The 16,939-nt window shown below is 45.1% G+C and carries 15 protein-coding genes; 11 read left to right on the top strand and 4 right to left on the bottom strand.

The window, feature by feature from the left end:
- Window positions 1-74 precede the first annotated feature (74 nt).
- From NSQ16_RS15540 to NSQ16_RS15530, 3 genes are all read left to right on the top strand, one after another.
- A complete protein-coding gene (locus NSQ16_RS15540) occupies window positions 75-836 on the top strand; it encodes an NAD(P)-dependent oxidoreductase (RefSeq protein ID WP_077671496.1) in 762 nt (253 codons plus the stop codon).
- A gap of 206 nt (window positions 837-1,042) precedes the next feature.
- A complete protein-coding gene (locus NSQ16_RS15535; protein ID WP_010886597.1) occupies window positions 1,043-1,903 on the top strand; it encodes a carbohydrate ABC transporter permease in 861 nt (286 codons plus the stop codon).
- 25 nt (window positions 1,904-1,928) lie between these two features.
- Entirely contained in the window at window positions 1,929-3,425 is a 1,497-nt protein-coding gene (locus tag NSQ16_RS15530; RefSeq protein WP_339232273.1) for an extracellular solute-binding protein, read from the top strand.
- A gap of 40 nt (window positions 3,426-3,465) precedes the next feature.
- Here NSQ16_RS15530 and NSQ16_RS15525 read toward each other — a convergent pair whose 3' ends face one another.
- Window positions 3,466-5,790 (bottom strand): helix-turn-helix domain-containing protein, encoded by a 2,325-nt coding sequence (locus tag NSQ16_RS15525; protein WP_339232272.1) that lies wholly within the window; start codon window positions 5,788-5,790, stop codon window positions 3,466-3,468.
- Between the two features lie 209 nt (window positions 5,791-5,999).
- Between NSQ16_RS15525 and rmgP the strand changes: the two genes are divergently transcribed.
- From rmgP to NSQ16_RS15495, 6 genes are all read left to right on the top strand, one after another.
- Window positions 6,000-6,965 carry a polygalacturonan/rhamnogalacturonan ABC transporter permease gene (gene rmgP / locus NSQ16_RS15520; RefSeq protein WP_015251423.1) on the top strand — a complete coding sequence of 322 codons (966 nt, stop codon included), beginning with the start codon at window positions 6,000-6,002 and terminating at the stop codon, window positions 6,963-6,965.
- 7 nt (window positions 6,966-6,972) lie between these two features.
- Window positions 6,973-8,094 (top strand): unsaturated rhamnogalacturonyl hydrolase, encoded by a 1,122-nt coding sequence (gene rmgQ / locus NSQ16_RS15515; protein WP_133516487.1) that lies wholly within the window; start codon window positions 6,973-6,975, stop codon window positions 8,092-8,094.
- The gene (rmgS, locus tag NSQ16_RS15510) at window positions 8,091-8,594 is read left to right on the top strand and encodes a rhamnogalaturonan transport/degradation protein RmgS (RefSeq protein WP_074794659.1); all 504 of its coding nucleotides are present in this window, start codon (window positions 8,091-8,093) and stop codon (window positions 8,592-8,594) included. The genes rmgQ and rmgS overlap by 4 nt, the downstream gene beginning before the upstream one ends.
- Window positions 8,595-8,605: 11 nt before the next feature.
- A complete protein-coding gene (locus NSQ16_RS15505) occupies window positions 8,606-9,892 on the top strand; it encodes a Gfo/Idh/MocA family oxidoreductase (protein WP_015714542.1) in 1,287 nt (428 codons plus the stop codon).
- Between the two features lie 21 nt (window positions 9,893-9,913).
- Complete coding sequence (locus NSQ16_RS15500; protein WP_015251427.1) at window positions 9,914-10,582, top strand: YesL family protein; 669 nt, start codon at window positions 9,914-9,916, stop codon at window positions 10,580-10,582.
- Between the two features lie 67 nt (window positions 10,583-10,649).
- Window positions 10,650-10,832, top strand: coding sequence for a sporulation protein Cse60 (locus NSQ16_RS15495; protein WP_003223398.1), 183 nt, complete (start codon window positions 10,650-10,652; stop codon window positions 10,830-10,832).
- Window positions 10,833-10,868: 36 nt separating this feature from the next.
- Here the strand turns inward: NSQ16_RS15495 and opuD are convergent, their stop codons facing one another.
- Together opuD and NSQ16_RS15485 are read right to left on the bottom strand one after the other, a co-directional pair.
- The gene (opuD, locus tag NSQ16_RS15490; RefSeq protein WP_015384403.1) at window positions 10,869-12,407 is read right to left on the bottom strand and encodes a glycine betaine transporter OpuD; all 1,539 of its coding nucleotides are present in this window, start codon (window positions 12,405-12,407) and stop codon (window positions 10,869-10,871) included.
- A gap of 188 nt (window positions 12,408-12,595) precedes the next feature.
- Window positions 12,596-13,858 carry an NAD(P)/FAD-dependent oxidoreductase gene (locus NSQ16_RS15485; protein WP_003229222.1) on the bottom strand — a complete coding sequence of 421 codons (1,263 nt, stop codon included), beginning with the start codon at window positions 13,856-13,858 and terminating at the stop codon, window positions 12,596-12,598.
- A gap of 202 nt (window positions 13,859-14,060) precedes the next feature.
- Between NSQ16_RS15485 and murJ the strand changes: the two genes are divergently transcribed.
- The gene (gene murJ / locus NSQ16_RS15480; RefSeq protein ID WP_110109462.1) at window positions 14,061-15,695 is read left to right on the top strand and encodes a lipid II flippase MurJ; all 1,635 of its coding nucleotides are present in this window, start codon (window positions 14,061-14,063) and stop codon (window positions 15,693-15,695) included.
- A 68-nt stretch (window positions 15,696-15,763) separates the two neighbouring features.
- A complete protein-coding gene (locus NSQ16_RS15475) occupies window positions 15,764-16,483 on the top strand; it encodes a pseudouridine synthase (RefSeq protein ID WP_003229226.1) in 720 nt (239 codons plus the stop codon).
- A 120-nt stretch (window positions 16,484-16,603) separates the two neighbouring features.
- Here NSQ16_RS15475 and NSQ16_RS15470 read toward each other — a convergent pair whose 3' ends face one another.
- Window positions 16,604-16,825, bottom strand: coding sequence for a DeoR family transcriptional regulator (locus tag NSQ16_RS15470; RefSeq protein ID WP_003152337.1), 222 nt, complete (start codon window positions 16,823-16,825; stop codon window positions 16,604-16,606).
- Between the last annotated feature and the right edge of the window lie 114 nt (window positions 16,826-16,939).

The raw sequence follows: 16,939 nt of genomic DNA, 5'->3' as shown, positions 1-16,939 counted from the left end.
CTAAGAATGTGAGTGCCAAAAAAGTGTCAGCCCCGCCGAAAATGGGCAATCTATAAAAAAGGGGAGTGAACATAGTGAAAAAAGTGCTGATCGCCGGCGGAAATGGTGTGATTGGGAGACTGCTTGCTGAAGGGCTGATTTCAGACTATGAAGTGACTGTGCTTGATAAAGATCATTTCGATGGTAAAGCCTCTTCCATTCAGGCTGACGCGGCAAATTATGAGGAGCTGTTGAAGAAGATTCCAAAAGATACGGATGCCATCTTGAATTTACTCGCTGTTAAAATCAAATACGATATTATGGACATCGCTGAGTTTGAAAAAATGACGGATGTTTTCTATAGGGCAAGCTATTATCTGTGCCGTGCGGCAGCGGAGATCGGCATTCAAAAGCTCGTGTTCGCCAGCAGCAATCATGTCACAGATGTATACGAAAAAGACGGGCGCTCGCTCTTAGGACGGGAAATCACAACAAGCGATTATCCGCTGTCAAAAAACTTGTACGGTGTATTAAAGCTGACCTCTGAACAGATCGGCCATTTGTTTTATTTGGAAAATAAGCTATCAGTAATCAACCTTCGAATCGGAACAGTCGTGACTGATGAAATGGATACGCTGCATGAAAAAGAACGGACGAAAAAGACACTGCTTTCTCACCCCGATCTGCTGTCGATTTTCAAAGCCGCTATTGAGACCAATATCCGGTACGGCACTTATTACGCCGTCTCTGATAATCCGGGCCGGCCATGGTCCATTGAATCTGCCGTGAATGAACTTGGGTTTTCGCCACAAATCAATACGGCCGAACTTCTGAACGGGGAGGAGAACGGAGCATAATCATTTTCTAAGATTATGCTCTTTTTCTTTTGTTATCGGTCTCAATTCGCGGAAGCCCCCGCCCGGCCGGGGACTCTGTTCAAATGATTATAGACATGGCAATCACAGATTTGCTACATTTTAGACACGATATCGTCACATGCTGAGCTCGGTTTTCAAAAATATGATAACGCTTACAAAGAGAGGTGGGAGCTATCGCACATTCACTGAAAAACCGTCTGTTTGATATGTTGATTTATGGTTTCTTGCTGATGTTCGCTTTAATATGCGTACTTCCGTTCATTCATGTCATCGCAGCATCCTTTGCCACAGTAGAAGAAGTCGTGTCGAAAAAATTTATTTTAATTCCGACCACTTTTTCGCTAGATGCTTATCGCTACATTTTTTCAACAGATATTATTTATAAGAGTTTGCTTGTTTCTGTGTTTGTGACAGTGATAGGCACTGCGGTCAGCATGTTTCTTTCTTCACTGATGGCTTACGGGTTATCCCGCCGTGATTTAATCGGCCGGCAGCCGCTCATGTTTCTCGTCGTATTTACGATGCTGTTTAGCGGCGGCATGATTCCGACTTTCCTTGTGGTCAAATCGCTTGGATTGCTCGATTCTTACTGGGCGCTTATTTTGCCGACAGCCATTAATGCCTTTAACCTGATCATTCTGAAAAACTTCTTTCAAAATATCCCGTCAAGCTTGGAAGAGTCCGCGAAAATTGACGGGTGCAATGATCTGGGCATATTCTTTAAAATTGTGCTGCCGCTGTCTCTTCCTGCGATCGCAACGATTTCACTATTTTATGCGGTCACGTATTGGAACACGTATATGACAGCGATCTTGTACTTAAATGATTCAGCAAAATGGCCGATTCAGGTGCTTCTGCGCCAAATCGTCATTGTATCAAGCGGTATGCAGGGGGATATGTCTGAAATGGGGTCGGGCAGCCCGCCGCCTGAGCAAACCATTAAAATGGCGGTCATAGTGGTGGCGACCATCCCGGTTCTGCTTGTCTATCCGTTTATACAAAAGCATTTCGCAAAAGGAGCTTTGCTGGGATCTGTCAAAGGATAAAAGAAATATGAAACGGAGGGGTACGATGGGAAACAAATGGAGGGTGCTTTTGATTGTGCTTGTACTGGCACTCGGCGGAGTGCTGGCGGGCTGTAAAGGAGCTGATCAGTCTTCGGCTGAAGGCAAAGCTGGCCCAGATTCAAAGGTAAAGCTGTCTTGGATGGCGATTTTGTATCACCAGCAGCCGCCGAAAGACAGGGCGATTAAAGAAATTGAAAAGCTGACAAATACAGAACTCGACATCACCTGGGTTCCAGACGCGGTGAAAGAAGACAGGCTGAATGCAGCGCTTGCAGCCGGCAATCTTCCGCAAATCGTGACCATCCAGGATATTAAAAATTCGTCAGTCATGAATGCCTTTCGGTCAGGAATGTTTTGGGAAATCGGCGATTATATCAAGGATTATCCCAACTTAAACAAAATGAACAAACTCATTAATAAAAATGTGACAATTGACGGCAAGCTCTACGGGATATACAGAGAGCGCCCGCTTTCCAGACAGGGGATCGTCATTCGGAAGGACTGGCTGGACAATTTAAATTTGAAAACCCCGAAAACGTTGGATGAACTTTATGAAGTGGCCAAAGCATTTACGGAGGACGACCCGGACAAGGATGGGGAAGATAATACGATCGGGCTGACAGACCGTAATGACTTGATTTACGGTGCGTTTAAAACGATTGGCTCGTATGAAGGCATGCCGACAGATTGGAAGGAATCGGGCGGCAAATTCACGCCTGATTTCATGACACAGGAATACAAAGACACGATGAACTATATGAAAAAGCTGCGTGATAACGGGTATATGAATAAGGATTTTCCCGTCACAAGCAAAACCCAGCAGCAGGAGCTGTTTTCTCAAGGAAAAGCCGGAATTTATATTGGCAATATGGTAGATGCGGTCAATCTGCGCGACCATGCCTCTGATAAATCGATGAAGCTCGAGATCATCAACCGCATAAAAGGCCCAGATGGGAAAGAGCGGATATGGGCATCAGGAGGCCATAACGGCGTGTTTGCTTTCCCGAAAACGAGTGTGAAAACGGAAGCTGAGCTTAAACGGATCTTGGCTTTTTTTGACCGAATTGCCGAAGAAGATGTCTATAGCCTGATGACTTATGGCATTGACGGCGTTCATTACAACAAAGGTGAGGACAAAACGTTCACACGCAAAGAAAGCCAGGTAAAAGACTGGCAGACTGATATTCAGCCGCTGTCCGCCTTAATTGCCATTGATAAAGCCTACTTAAAAAACACTGGAGATCCGCTTCGGACGGCGTACGAGGAGCTGACCGAGGACAATGAAAAGATTATCGTCTCAAACCCGGCTGAAAGCCTGTATTCCGCATCGGAGTCGGAACGGGGTGATGAACTGAAGAAAATCATTGATGACGCGACTTATAAATATATGATTGGAGACATCACAGAAAGCCAGTTCGATAAAGAAGTGGAAAAATGGGAGTCAAGCGGAGGAAAACAAATTATTCAGGAATACGAAGAAGCGTTTAAACAAGCAAAATAACATTGGAAAAACCCAAAACGCGCAAGCGGTTTTGGGTTTTTTACATGCTTCTTTTTTGCTGGCGGTAGTTTCCCGGTGTAATCCCCTCCAGCTTCTTAAATGATCTGATAAAATTTTGCGAGTTTTTATATTTCAGCTTTTCGGCAATGTCCTTGACCGCCATGTCTGTTTCGGCAAGCCAGCTTTTCGCCATATGGTGTCGGTAGCTTGAGACATACTCGCTGAATGAAATTCCCATTTCTTTTTTGAAAATGCTGCTTAAATAATTTGGGTTGTAATGCAGCCTGCGCGCGATTTCGTCCAGTGTCAATTCGGATTCAAATTCATGATGGATGATATGAATGATGTTGTCGGAAATATTTTTGTACTGGGCATCCGCGCGGGCGTTCACTTTGTCTGTCATCGGATCAATAAACTCATTCTTTAGCCAGTTTTCGGTATCCTCGAACGTTTTCAGCTCAAAAATTTGATCATACAGCATTTTGTTTTCTTCAAGCTCAAACAATTCGATCCCGAGCACATGCATCAGCTCAATCACATGGTTCAAAAAACGGGCGATGGCGATTTGAAATTGATACGGGTTGGTGTTCTGGGTGAAAATGGCTTGCAAAATCGCGTGCAGGCATTTATCCGCTTTCTCCTTGTCTCCTGCTTTAACGGCATCAAACAGCTCATGCTGAAGCTGCTTTGGAAAATGGGTTTTGAAGGTTTTTTTCTGGTCAAGGTCTTCGTAAAAAATGATCGACTTGTTTTCCGCTTTAAGCCGGTATTTCAACGCTTCTGAGCCTTCCGCATAGGCTGTTTTCGCTTTTGTCAGCACATCAAACGGCTGGCTGATGCCGATGCTGACAGACAGATGCAGCTCAGCTTCCGCTTTTTCCTGAATCATCCTTGCAGTCTCATTCAGCTCAGCCATGAATTCTTCTTTTGTCCCGCTTTGGTTGATCAAAATCGTCGCCTGCTGTTTGTCAACTACGGCGGGGGCAAGATGTTTGTCCGTCGGGATGCATCGCTCAATCAGGCTGTTGACGGCAAACAAAAGCAGATCCATATCTTTTTTCTCATAAGGCGTATGATTCAGTGTGTCAATTTGGAGTACAAGCAGGGCAAGGTGCCGCCAATTTTGCTTTAAGCCGAGGCTTTCAAAACGGTTATCAACCTCCTCATCCGTCAGTTTTCCAAGCATAAGCCTGACCATAAAATATTGCTGCAGATGAGTGGCCTGCTGCTTCATCGTTTCCTCAAGGTCGTCATTTCGGTCCTTCAGCTGTTTAAAGCTCTGTTCAATTAACTCAAATTCATTTTGAGGAGGCTGTTGTTTCTCTTGTATGGCTCCATGTCTTGCGAATGATTCGTAAAGCACCCTGATCGGCTTGTAAAAATGGCGGGAGCCCAGCCAGGAGAACAATAATGAAAGCGTTAACAAAATAAGGCATACTGCAAAAGTGATCCAGCCGATTGATTTGGCTTCTTTTTTTAGCTCAGGCAGGGAAACGAGAGAAAAATAAGTCCATGTATTATAGTCAGATTTTTGATAGGTGACTTTATAATGAATCCGGTCAATAACTGTTTCAAACTGTCCGCTATTGGCGGTTTGCGCCAGCACTTTTTGGACAAAGCCGTCGTTATGAAGAGTTTCACCAACGTCAGACATATTGTTATGAAGGATGATGCGGCCTTTTTCATCGATGATAAACAGGTTGTTGGCGTTTGAATAGCCAGGCATATTTTTGACAAGCGAGCAGCTCGGGATGCTTGCGGCGGCCAATCCCTTTGTATTTGTGCTGTTCAAAGGAAGCTGCTTAATTAAATTGATATTGTAGCGGCAGTTTTCTGATGTGCCTTCTTTGGTTGAAATCAAATGATTGTTTTCCTCAAGCGTCCAATAGGAACGGCTCGCTTTGTGTTTCGTGTATGCTGAGGCTGCTTCATGAAGAGTATCTGTATTCAAACGGTACAAACCAGAATTGTTCATGTACCATTTTTTCGTATAACTGACTAACGTCATGTTGGACAGATCGGTATCAAAGCTTTGCAGATAATTGAGCTCTTGGTTCACTTGGTTATAGATTTGGAATTGGTCTGAGTGCAAAGGCTCGGACAATGTGCGAAGGAGAGGCGGCGAACTCACATAGTGGGTTAAAGAGTGATCGACGGTTTTCAATATATGCTCGATGCTTTGCTGGGTCTGCTGGAGTGTGTCGAATTTTTCCTCCGAAACGTTGGAAATAGCCGTTTTCTGAGAGTGCTCGTACGAAAACAATCCGACCAAAATAACCGGAATGGTGCTGAGCAGGCAGAAAAACGTGATCAGTTTGTAGTAAAACTTGTATTGGCTTCTTTTCATAAAACCCCCCCATTTCATAACATCCACTTCACCTTAATACAATTAATCCAAAGATTGATAGATATTGTCAATAATCATTTTCTAATATCGGTGTCTTTTTTTCAGGTGGACCGGCTGAACCCTTGATTATAAAGGGATAAAACAGGATGTGATCATATGATTGTAGACGGACTTTTGCCTCTGCGCTACAGTGAATGCAAGAACTCGTGAAAGGAGGCTGGGAAAAAATGAAAACAGCAGAAGCGCAAGCGCCGGCTGTTGATACAGTCATTTTTAAAAAAGAAAAAAGAAAGCGCTTACTAAGTAAGCTGATTCAGCAAAAATATTTGTACTTGATGATTTTGCCGGGGTGTATTTATTTTTTGCTTTTTAAGTATGTCCCGATGTGGGGAATTGTGATTGCATTTCAGGATTATCAGCCGTTCCTCGGCATTTTGGGCAGTGAGTGGGTGGGGCTGAAGCATTTTATCAGGCTGTTTACTGAGCCTACATTTTTTCTCTTGTTAAAAAACACGCTCGTGTTATTTGCTTTGAACCTGGCCATATTTTTCCCGGTGCCGATACTGCTGGCGCTTTTATTGAACGAAGTGCGGATTGCTCTCTTTAAAAAATTTGTTCAGACGCTGATTTATATCCCGCATTTTATGTCTTGGGTCATTGTTGTATCGCTTTCGTTTGTGCTGTTAACGGTAGACGGAGGCTTGATTAATGAACTGATTGTGTTTTTTGGCGGTGAAAAAATCAATTTTCTGCTGAACGAAGAATGGTTCCGGCCCCTGTATATTCTGCAGGTTATCTGGAGGGAAGCAGGCTGGTCGACGATCATTTATCTGGCGGCCATTACAGCGGTTGACCCCCAGCTGTATGAAGCGGCGAAAATGGACGGAGCGGGACGGCTGCGGCAAATGTGGCATATTACGCTGCCCGCCATTAAAAGCGTTATCGTCGTTTTGCTGATTTTGAAAATCGGAGACACGCTGGAGCTTGGCTTCGAGCATGTGTATTTGCTGTTAAATGCGACAAACAGGGAAGTGGCGGAAATTTTTGATACGTATGTTTATACTGCAGGGCTGAAACAGGGCCAATTCAGCTACAGTACAGCAGTCGGCGTATTTAAAGCAGCGGTCGGGCTGATTTTGGTCATGCTTGCGAATCGTTTGGCGAAGAAATTTGGCGAGGAAGGAATTTATTAAGAAAGGGATGGGATCAATGGATCAATCAATCGCTGTAAAATCGCCTCTTACGTACGCGGAGGCATTGGCAAAAACCATTATGAATACGTACACAGTCGAGGAGCTGCCTCCTGCAAACCGCTGGCACTACCACCAGGGTGTTTTCTTATGCGGTGTATTGCGGCTGTGGGAAGCAACCGGGGAAAAGCGGTATTTTGAGTATGCGAAGGCTTATGCAGATCTCTTAATCGATGATTATGGCAATCTATTATTTAGAAGAGACGAACTGGACGCCATTCAAGCGGGTCTCATTCTTTTTCCATTATACGAGCAGACGAAGGATGAACGGTATGTCAAAGCGGCAAAAAGGCTGCGCGGCTTATATGGAACACTGAACCGGACGTCTGAGGGCGGTTTTTGGCACAAAGACGGTTATCCTTACCAAATGTGGCTTGACGGCTTATACATGGGGGGGCCGTTCGCACTGAAATATGCCAATCTGAAGCAGGAGCCGGAGCTGTTTGATCAGGTCGTGCTGCAGGAGTCATTGATGAGAAAGCATACGAAGGATGCAAAAACCGGACTTTTTTATCACGCCTGGGATGAAGCGAAAAAAATGCCTTGGGCCAATGAAGAGACAGGCTGTTCACCGGAATTTTGGGCACGTTCCATCGGCTGGTACGTCATGTCTCTTGCTGACATGATTGAAGAGCTGCCGAAGAAGCATCCAAACCGTCATGTGTGGAAAAACACGCTGCAGGACATGATGGAAAGCATCTGCCGCTATCAAGACAAAGAGACGGGGCTATGGTATCAGATCGTTGATAAGGGAGACAGATCTGATAACTGGCTGGAAAGCTCTGGATCCTGTCTGTACATGTACGCAATCGCAAAAGGAATCAATGAAGGCTATCTAGACAGAGCTTACGAAACAACACTACTTAAAGCGTATCAAGGCTTGATTCAGCATAAAACCGAAACATCAGAAGACGGCGCGTTTCTCGTCAAAGACATATGTGTCGGAACGTCAGCCGGTTTTTATGACTATTATGTCAGCCGCGAAAGAAGCACAAACGATCTGCACGGGGCTGGTGCGTTTATTTTGGCTATGACAGAGCTGGAGACTCTTTTTAGGTCAGTAGAGAAATGATGACAGGTATACGTACGGCTTTGTGTGTGATCGTCTCAGTCCTCTTTTTGGCATCATGCTCAAGCAGGCCGGACGGAATGCATGTCATTCTCTTTTCTGATATGCAGGCTGGCGTACAGGAAAAAATAAAAAAGGCCGCCGAGCAGAATGCCGGGAAGGTCGATATCTTTCCAGCTTTTCAGGAAAAACTGCTGACTGAAATTACCGCCCATGAGGGAGATGTTTTCATCGTGCCTGAAGACATGTTTCAAGCTTACGATGATCCGGAAAATTTTCAGCCGTTAAACGGATTGCCTCCTGAAAAAACATCTCCTTATACAACTGTTAATAAAAAAACAGGAGAAAAAACGATCTATGCCGTTCAGATCGAAAAAGGGAAAAAACAGCTGAACGGCTATTCTTTTCGATTGAATCGCGATATGGCGGCGTTTATCCCTGTGTATGCTGAAAAAACAGAGGAAGCGCTGCAGCTGATTTCTCAACTAACTGAAGCCCGATAGAGGTGAGGATATTGAAGAACATCGTCTTTTGCGGATTGAGCAGCAGAGCATTCAGTATGTTTATCAAACCGCTGTTGGAGCGGTTTTCAACTCATTATGAGATTACGGGATTGCTGGATGCCGATCCGAAACGTTTTGCCGTTTGCAAGAAGAAATTTCCCGAGCTGGCCCACGTGCCTGAGTTTAGCGAAGATGCTTTTGACGAGATGATGCGCGTCTCAAAGCCTGATATCGTCATTGTGGCAGGCAGGGACGATACGCATGTCACATATATTGTAAAAAGCCTTCAGTGGGATACAGATGTAATTACTGAAAAACCAATGGTGACAACAGTGCAGGATGCGAATCGGGTGCTTGAAGCAGAGGCCAAAAGCGAAGGAAAAGTCACCGTCGCGTTTAACTATCGCTACAGCCCGTTTCATCGGAAAATAAAAGAAATGATTCTGGACGGAAAAATAGGCAGGGTCACCTCCGTTGATTTAAATTGGTATATTGATACGTATCATGGCGCCAGCTATTTTAAACGCTGGAACAGGTCGAGACAGTTTTCCGGCGGTCTTTCTGTCCATAAATCAACACATCACTTTGATCTCGTCAATTGGTGGCTTGGGCAAAATCCGGAAGAGGTATTTGCTTATGGCGCCTTGAATTACTATGGGCCGGACAGTGAGTGGAACCCCTTGCCGGAAGAAGACGGGCGTTTTTGCGGGACGTGCCGGGTCAAAGAAAAATGCCACTACTATTCAAGGTGGCATCCCCGTTCCTCTAAAGCTTCTATAAAAGATGATCATCTCGAAGCAGGAGACCAGTCTAGCTTATATACTGCATACAGGCCTGACGCGTGTATTTTTGACGAGGAAATTGACATCGAGGATACGTACGTGGCGGCAGTCAAATATGATGGCGGCGCACTGTTAAGCTACTCGATTATTTTTTCGGCCCCATATGAAGGCTACCGGCTGACGATCAACGGCACAAAAGGGCGTATTGAATCAAATGAATTTCACGAACCTTCCAGAATTCCGTTTGCTTTTCCTGAGCAGACAATCGATTACTATCCGCTTTTTGAATCAAAGCAGACGATACAAGTGGTCAAAAATGAAGGGGGGCATGGCGGAGGTGATCCGCTTTTGCTTGAGGATCTTTTTTTAGGAAAAGACCCGCTGCGCCGCTATGATATTTTAGCCGGGGCTGAAGCTGGAGCCTACTCCATCGCGGTTGGTGAGGGAATGTGGCGCTCGGTTGCCGAAAAGAAGCCGATCGGCATGAAAGAGCTTTTTCAGATGCAGAATGTATAATGCAAAAAAGGAGGGGGCGCCATGGAACATGATGGCTCACTGGGACGGATGCTGCGTTTTTGCGAATGGATTATGAGATTTGCGTATACAAACTTGCTGTGGCTGTTTTTTACGTTGCTCGGTCTCGGTGTGTTTGGCATCATGCCCGCGACCGCGGCTTTATTCGCTGTCATGCGGAAGTGGATCCAGGGGCAGGACAACGTTCCGGTGCTCAAAACGTTTTGGCAGGAATACAAGGGTGAATTTTTTCGTTCAAATCTGCTCGGCGCTGTACTGGCGCTCATCGGAGTGATCATTTATATTGATTTGGCCTTCATCTATCCAAGTCATTTTCTTCTGCACATCCTGCGCTTCGCCATTATGATATTTGGCTTTTTGTTCGTATCCATGCTTTTTTATGTGTTTCCGCTGCTTGTCCATTTTGACTGGAAAAAACGTCTGTATGTGAAATTTTCGCTCTTGCTCAGTGTGGCGTATTTGCAATATACGCTTGCTATGCTTGCGCTGACTGTTGCTCTCTTTTTCTTGCTTGCGTACCTGCCGGGCATTGTCCCTTTTTTCAGCGTCAGCCTGATCAGCTACTGTCATATGCGCATTGTTTATGCCGTGCTGCTGAAAGTGGAGCAGCACGGCGGCGAGCCACAGAGGAAATCCCATATACGGAAAGCTTTTTATCCGGAAACGAGATAATCATCATTTCTCTATCATAACGCTGTTCCAAACGGAATAGATTGATAGAGAAAGGAGAGCGGATAAAATGCTGAAGGTAGCGGTATTTGATGAAGAGCATGAAAAAGACTTACAAACGGAAATCAATTCATTTTTAAAAGGGATATCGGAGGAGCAGCTGATTGATATCAAATATACGGTTTCGGCGGCGTGCGACCCAGACGGCGAGCAGCTTTACTGTTTTTCCGCCCTTATTTTATATCGCAAATAAAAAGATCTTCCCGCGCCTGCGGAAAGATCTTTTTTGTTAATATGCTTTTTTCACTCTTGGACTTCTCGGTTTATCGAGTTTCTCCGCTTTTTTGATCTCTCTTCTTTCTTTTGAGAGCGATTGATAGAGAGAGGCAATCATCAGCAGGATAACGATAGAAAACGGCAGCGCTGCCAGAATCGCTGTGTTCTGCAAAGCGGCAAGCCCTCCGGAATATAGGAGCACAGCCGCCATGGCGGACTGAATGATACCCCAGCTGAGTTTCACAGAATTCGCCGGATTTAAAGAACCGTACGACGTCTGCATGCCCAGCACGAATGTAGCTGAATCAGCTGACGTGATAAAGAATACTGCGATCAGAATCAATGCAAGGATCGATGTCACCATTGTCAGCGGATAGTGATCAAGTGTTCCGAACAGCATCGTTTCAGTGGACAGCTTTGCTACATTGAACGTGCCTTTTTGCTGGAGATCCATGGCTGATACGCCGAAAATGGAGAACCATAGAAATGTCAAAATACAAGGTGTCACCAAGACGCCGATTAAAAATTCGCGGATCGTCCGGCCTCTGGATACACGGGCGATGAAAATGCCGACAAATGGAGACCAGGAAATCCACCATGCCCAATAGAAAATCGTCCAGCTATTAATCCATTCGCGTTTTTCAGGATCATTCGGTGTCAGTCTGAAGCTCATTTGAACGATATTTTGAATGTATTGTCCGATAGAATCTGTAAATGAGTTCATGATCAGCACTGTAGGACCGACAACGAGCATAAACAACATTAACAATCCGGCCAATACCATGTTTGTGTTGCTTAAATACTTAATTCCTTTTCCGAGTCCGCTCCACGCAGAAAGTAAAAAGAGCACTGTCACAATAATGATTAAAACCAATTGGACGATAAACGCATTCGGAATGCCGAACAGGTAATTCAAACCGCCGTTAATTTGGGTTGCGCCAAGACCAAGACTTGTTGACACCCCGACAACAGTGGCGAAAACTGCAATACAGTCAATGGCCTTTCCGATCGGTCCGTTTACTTTATCCCCGAGAATCGGTGACAGTGTGCTGCTGATTAACCCGGGTGCGCCTTTGCGGAATTGGAAATAGGCAATGCATAATGCCACAATGGCATAAATGGCCCAAGCGTGCAAACCCCAGTGGAAAAACGTATAGCGGAGTGCATCTCTGAAGGCTTGGGGGGTTTCTGTTTCACCTGATGGAGAGCTAATTGCGTAATGGCTGATCGGTTCAGCCGCACCGTAGAATACTAAGCCGATTCCCATGCCTGCGCTGAACAGCATGGCAAACCATGATAATAACCCGAATTCCGGTTTTTCATCAGGCTTTCCGAGTTTGATTTTTCCGATCGGGCTGAAAATCAAAAAGAGACAAAACCCGACAAACAAAGAGACAACTAAAAGATAATACCAACCAAATGAATCGGTAATAAATGCTTGTGCCGATTGAGACACATTTTGCAGGCTGTCAGGAGAAATAACACCCCATAATACAGCTGCAGCTGTGATTGCAATCACAATCCAAAATACACTAGATATATGTTTCAACATTTCTCACCCTCTAATTTTTTGTGTACGCCTATATCTTGCTCGCAGGCTTAGTATGGTCGTACGATGGCAGCTCATTCCTCTCTTAAAATTACCCCGCAATCAGGTGAAACAAAACAAGTCTCACCCTAACATGAATGCGGGGAATGTTCAAATGTGAGTTTGGCGGCAAGAGATTTAAAGAGTAATGATTAAGAACGGGCGTATTGCCCGGCATTTAGCCCTGCAAGCCTGCCTGTGACAAGGGCGGAGGTAATATTGTATCCGCCTGTGTAGCCATGGATATCCAGAATTTCACCGCAAAAATAAAGCCCCTCCATTTTTTTAGAAGCCATTTTTTTCGGGTCAATTTCTTTTACAGATACCCCGCCTCCCGTGACAAATGCCTTATCAAGCGACAGTGTGCCATTTGCGAGGACAGTAAACTGCTTGCAGTCCCTTACAAATTGTCTGAAAGGATCCTTCGGCAGCTCAGAAAACGATACGTTCGGAGAGATGCCGTTTTTTTCGAGCAGGAATAGGAGATAGCGCTCCTGCATCCAAGGCTTCAGCACGTTTTTAATGGTTTTTTTCGGTGCTTCCTTCAGTTCTTTATACATCTTTTGGAAAAGCGTTTCTTCATTGATATCCGGATACAAGTCGATTCTGATCGGCACTTGAGGCTGTTTTTTCAGCTCTTTTACGACAAATTGGCTGCATCTGAGAATGGCAGGTCCTGAGAGGCCGAAATGGGTAAACAGCATGTCCATTTTATGTGTGATAATCGGTTTGCCTTTTTTATTTAACACACTGACGGCTACATCTCTTAGTGATAAGCCCTGAAGTGTTTTTTGCTTAATGAACGGTTCGCCAGAAGTGACGGGAACCTCTGTCGGAAACAGCTCTGTTATGGTATGGCCCGCGGCTTCAGCCCATTCATAGCCGTCTCCCGTGCTTCCGGTATGAGGCACGCTTTTACCGCCTACAGCAATAATGACTGCCTGGCTATGGATCATTTCGCCATTATTCGTCACAATCCCTGCTGCCTGTCCATCTTCATATAAAACAGATTTAATTTTCTCGTTCGTTCTGATTGTTACGCGGAGCTGCTTCAGCCTGTTTAACAGCGCGTCAACGACACTTTGGGCTTTGTCGGTCACAGGAAACATCCGGCCGTGATCCTCTTCCTTCAATTGAATGCCGAGGTTTTCAAAAAACTTGATAATGTCCTCATTATTAAATTCAGAAAACGCGCTGTATAAAAAACGCCCGTTGCCGGGAATGTGCTTGATAATTTCTTCCACAGGAAGGCGGTTCGTCACATTACAGCGGCCGCCCCCGGAAATCGCGAGTTTCCGTCCTAATTTATTTCCTTTATCTATCAGCAACACGCCAGCGCCCTGTTCTCCTGCTGCAATCGCAGCCATCAAGCCTGAAGGGCCTCCGCCGATTACGATTACGTCATATTGTTTCATCTTTATCATCAACTTTCTTTTCATTTCGTGTGCGGACACCCCGTCCGCAGTACTATTATAGCGAAAGAAAGCCGCTCCTTAAACGTCTTTTGCCGCGGACATGAATGTTCACAGGATTGCTTTTGTATTTATTACCGTCTAAATGCCCAGTTGTGGTAAAATAGAAAAGTTGAATCTTCGTAGAAAATGGTGATGAAGAAACATGTCAAGCAAACTGTTAAGAGGCACGTTTGTATTAACGCTCGGTACATATATATCGCGGATTCTGGGGATGGTCTATTTAATTCCCTTCAGCATTATGGTCGGGGCGACAGGCGGTGCATTATTTCAATACGGATACAACCAATACACTTTATTTTTGAATATTGCTACGATGGGCTTTCCGGCCGCTGTTTCTAAATTTGTTTCCAAATATAATTCAAAAGGGGATTATGAGACAAGCAGGAAAATGCTCAAGGCGGGCATGTCGGTTATGCTCGTCACAGGAATGATAGCCTTTTTCATTCTGTATCTATCGGCTCCGATGTTTGCGGAAATATCGCTGGGAGGCAAGGATAATAACGGCCTGACAATTGATCATGTTGTTTATGTCATCCGCATGGTCAGCTTAGCGCTTTTGGTCGTACCGATTATGAGCCTTGTCCGCGGATTCTTTCAAGGGCACCAAATGATGGGTCCGACAGCTGTTTCCCAAGTCGTTGAACAGATTGTCCGCATCATCTTTCTATTGAGTGCGACATTCTTGATTTTGAAGGTTTTCAACGGCGGCCTTGTCATCGCTGTGGGCTATGCAACCTTCGCAGCGCTGATCGGTGCCTTCGGAGGGCTGGTCGTGCTTTATATTTATTGGAACAAACGGAAGGGCAGCCTGCTGGCGATGATGCCGAATACGGGTCCGACAGCAAACCTAAGCTACAAGAAAATGTTTTTCGAGCTGTTCAGCTATGCTGCTCCGTACGTTTTTGTCGGACTAGCCATCCCTTTGTATAACTATATTGATACAAATACGTTTAACAAAGCGATGATTGAAGCCGGTCATCAAGCCATCAGCCAGGACATGCTTGCGATTCTAACCCTGTATGTTCAGAAGCTCGTGATGATCCCGGTTTCCCTAGCAACTGCTTTTGGACTGACATTAATTCCAACGATTACTGAATCGTTTACAAGCGGAAACTATAAGCTGTTAAATCAGCAGATTAATCAAACGATGCAGACGATCCTGTTTTTAATTATTCCGGCTGTTGTCGGGATCTCTCTATTGTCAGGACCGACGTATACGTTCTTTTACGGGTCAGAGAGCCTTCATCCTGAACTGGGGGCAAACATTTTGCTTTGGTATTCGCCAGTCGCAATTCTGTTCTCTTTGTTTACAGTCAACGCAGCTATTCTGCAGGGCATCAATAAGCAAAAATTTGCGGTTGTCAGCCTTGTGATCGGTGTCGTGATCAAGCTTGTGCTGAATGTTCCGCTGATCAAGCTGATGCAGGCTGACGGAGCGATTTTAGCGACGGCGCTTGGATATATCGCTTCCCTTTTATATGGGTTTATCATGATTAAGCGCCATGCAGGCTATTCGTATAAGATACTTGTTAAACGAACTGTTTTGATGCTGGTCTTATCAGCCATTATGGGTATTGCCGTGAAAATCGTGCAGTGGGTATTAGGCTTCTTTATTTCCTATCAGGATGGCCAGATGCAAGCTGCGATTGTTGTGGTGATCGCGGCCGCTGTTGGCGGAGCTGTCTACCTGTATTGCGGCTACCGATTAGGATTTTTGCAGAAAATTTTAGGCCGCCGTTTGCCAGGTTTCTTAAGGAAAGGCAGACATGCAGGCTGATGAACTAGATATGATGAAACTGAGGGCTCGCATGCTGCGGGCTTTCTTTTATAAAGGAGAGATTGGGAATGAGACTTGATAAGCTGCTTGCCAACAGCGGGTATGGTTCCAGAAAAGAAGTCAAAGCCGTTGTGAAGGCTGGAGCCGTGATGATCGACGGCAAACCTGCCAAAGATGTAAAGGAGCACGTTGATCCTGATACGCAGGAGGTGACCGTATACGGGGAACCGGTTGATTATCGAGAGTTCATTTATCTTATGATGAATAAACCGCAGGGCGTGCTGTCGGCGACTGAGGACAGCCGGCAGCAAACAGTGGTCGATCTGCTGACGCCGGAGGAGATGAGATTTGAGCCATTTCCAGCCGGCAGGCTTGATAAAGATACAGAGGGCTTTTTGCTGCTCACAAATGACGGCCAGCTCGCACATCGGCTCCTTTCTCCTAAAAAGCATGTTCCAAAAACGTATGAAGTCCATTTAAAATCACAGATTTCTCGGGAAGACATTTCCGATTTGGAAACGGGTGTCTACATAGAGGGCGGCTATAAAACAAAGCCGGCAAAAGCGGAAATCAAAACAAACGACAGTGGCAATACCGTTATATATCTGACAATTACAGAAGGAAAATACCATCAGGTCAAGCAAATGGCAAAGGCAGTCGGCAATGAAGTGGTTTATCTGAAGCGGCTTTCGATGGGACGCGTTTCCCTAGATCCCGCTCTGGCACCCGGAGAATACCGTGAGCTGACAGAGGAAGAGCTTCATTTGCTAAATGAGCCGCAAGCATGACAAAAACCCCGCATACCGAATGCGGGGTTTTATTTATAAGCACACAAAAACAAGGCTCAGTAGTTTCTTCGCCCTGTTATCTATCGGACCGCTCTCAGGCGGCCCTATGTAATTTTCAATTTATGAGGTAATCTTTACTTTCTTTCTCGTTGTCTCCCACTTGCCACGGCTTGGACTATGAACAAGATCATTATATGCCAACACATTTAAGTCTCTTTGAATCGTTCTAGGTGTAATGCCGAATTCGTCAACCAGTTCCTGTGTTGTCACAAGACCTTTTTCTTGAATAAACATGTAAACTGATTTGATTCGAGTTAGCATACGGTTTGTTGAAGGTTTCAAAAAACCACTCCCTATCATAAGATCGGATGGACTTGACTAACCACAACTCACGACTATCAACTGCGTACGAAATAGCAACAAAGGCAGACATCTGTAATTGTTAAAATAATTCGC

The organism is Bacillus sp. PS108 (assembly GCF_037963335.1).
Taxonomy (GTDB): Bacteria; Bacillota; Bacilli; order Bacillales; family Bacillaceae; genus Bacillus; species Bacillus subtilis.
Note: the sequence above shows the minus strand (reverse complement) of the source record. Positions and strands in the feature narration are given on the sequence as shown.

What these genes read in the sequence shown, in the direction of transcription:
- NSQ16_RS15530 (WP_339232273.1), top strand. Translation starts at nt 1,929, where the DNA reads ATGGGAAACAAATGGAGGGTGCTTTTGATTGTGCTTGTACTGGCACTC.
- NSQ16_RS15525 (WP_339232272.1), bottom strand. Translation starts at nt 5,790, where the DNA reads ATGAAATGGGGGGGTTTTATGAAAAGAAGCCAATACAAGTTTTACTAC.
- rmgP (WP_015251423.1), top strand. Translation starts at nt 6,000, where the DNA reads ATGAAAACAGCAGAAGCGCAAGCGCCGGCTGTTGATACAGTCATTTTT.
- rmgQ (WP_133516487.1), top strand. Translation starts at nt 6,973, where the DNA reads ATGGGATCAATGGATCAATCAATCGCTGTAAAATCGCCTCTTACGTAC.
- rmgS (WP_074794659.1), top strand. Translation starts at nt 8,091, where the DNA reads ATGATGACAGGTATACGTACGGCTTTGTGTGTGATCGTCTCAGTCCTC.
- NSQ16_RS15500 (WP_015251427.1), top strand. Translation starts at nt 9,914, where the DNA reads ATGGAACATGATGGCTCACTGGGACGGATGCTGCGTTTTTGCGAATGG.
- NSQ16_RS15495 (WP_003223398.1), top strand. Translation starts at nt 10,650, where the DNA reads ATGCTGAAGGTAGCGGTATTTGATGAAGAGCATGAAAAAGACTTACAA.
- opuD (WP_015384403.1), bottom strand. Translation starts at nt 12,407, where the DNA reads ATGTTGAAACATATATCTAGTGTATTTTGGATTGTGATTGCAATCACA.
- NSQ16_RS15485 (WP_003229222.1), bottom strand. Translation starts at nt 13,858, where the DNA reads ATGAAACAATATGACGTAATCGTAATCGGCGGAGGCCCTTCAGGCTTG.
- murJ (WP_110109462.1), top strand. Translation starts at nt 14,061, where the DNA reads ATGTCAAGCAAACTGTTAAGAGGCACGTTTGTATTAACGCTCGGTACA.
- NSQ16_RS15475 (WP_003229226.1), top strand. Translation starts at nt 15,764, where the DNA reads ATGAGACTTGATAAGCTGCTTGCCAACAGCGGGTATGGTTCCAGAAAA.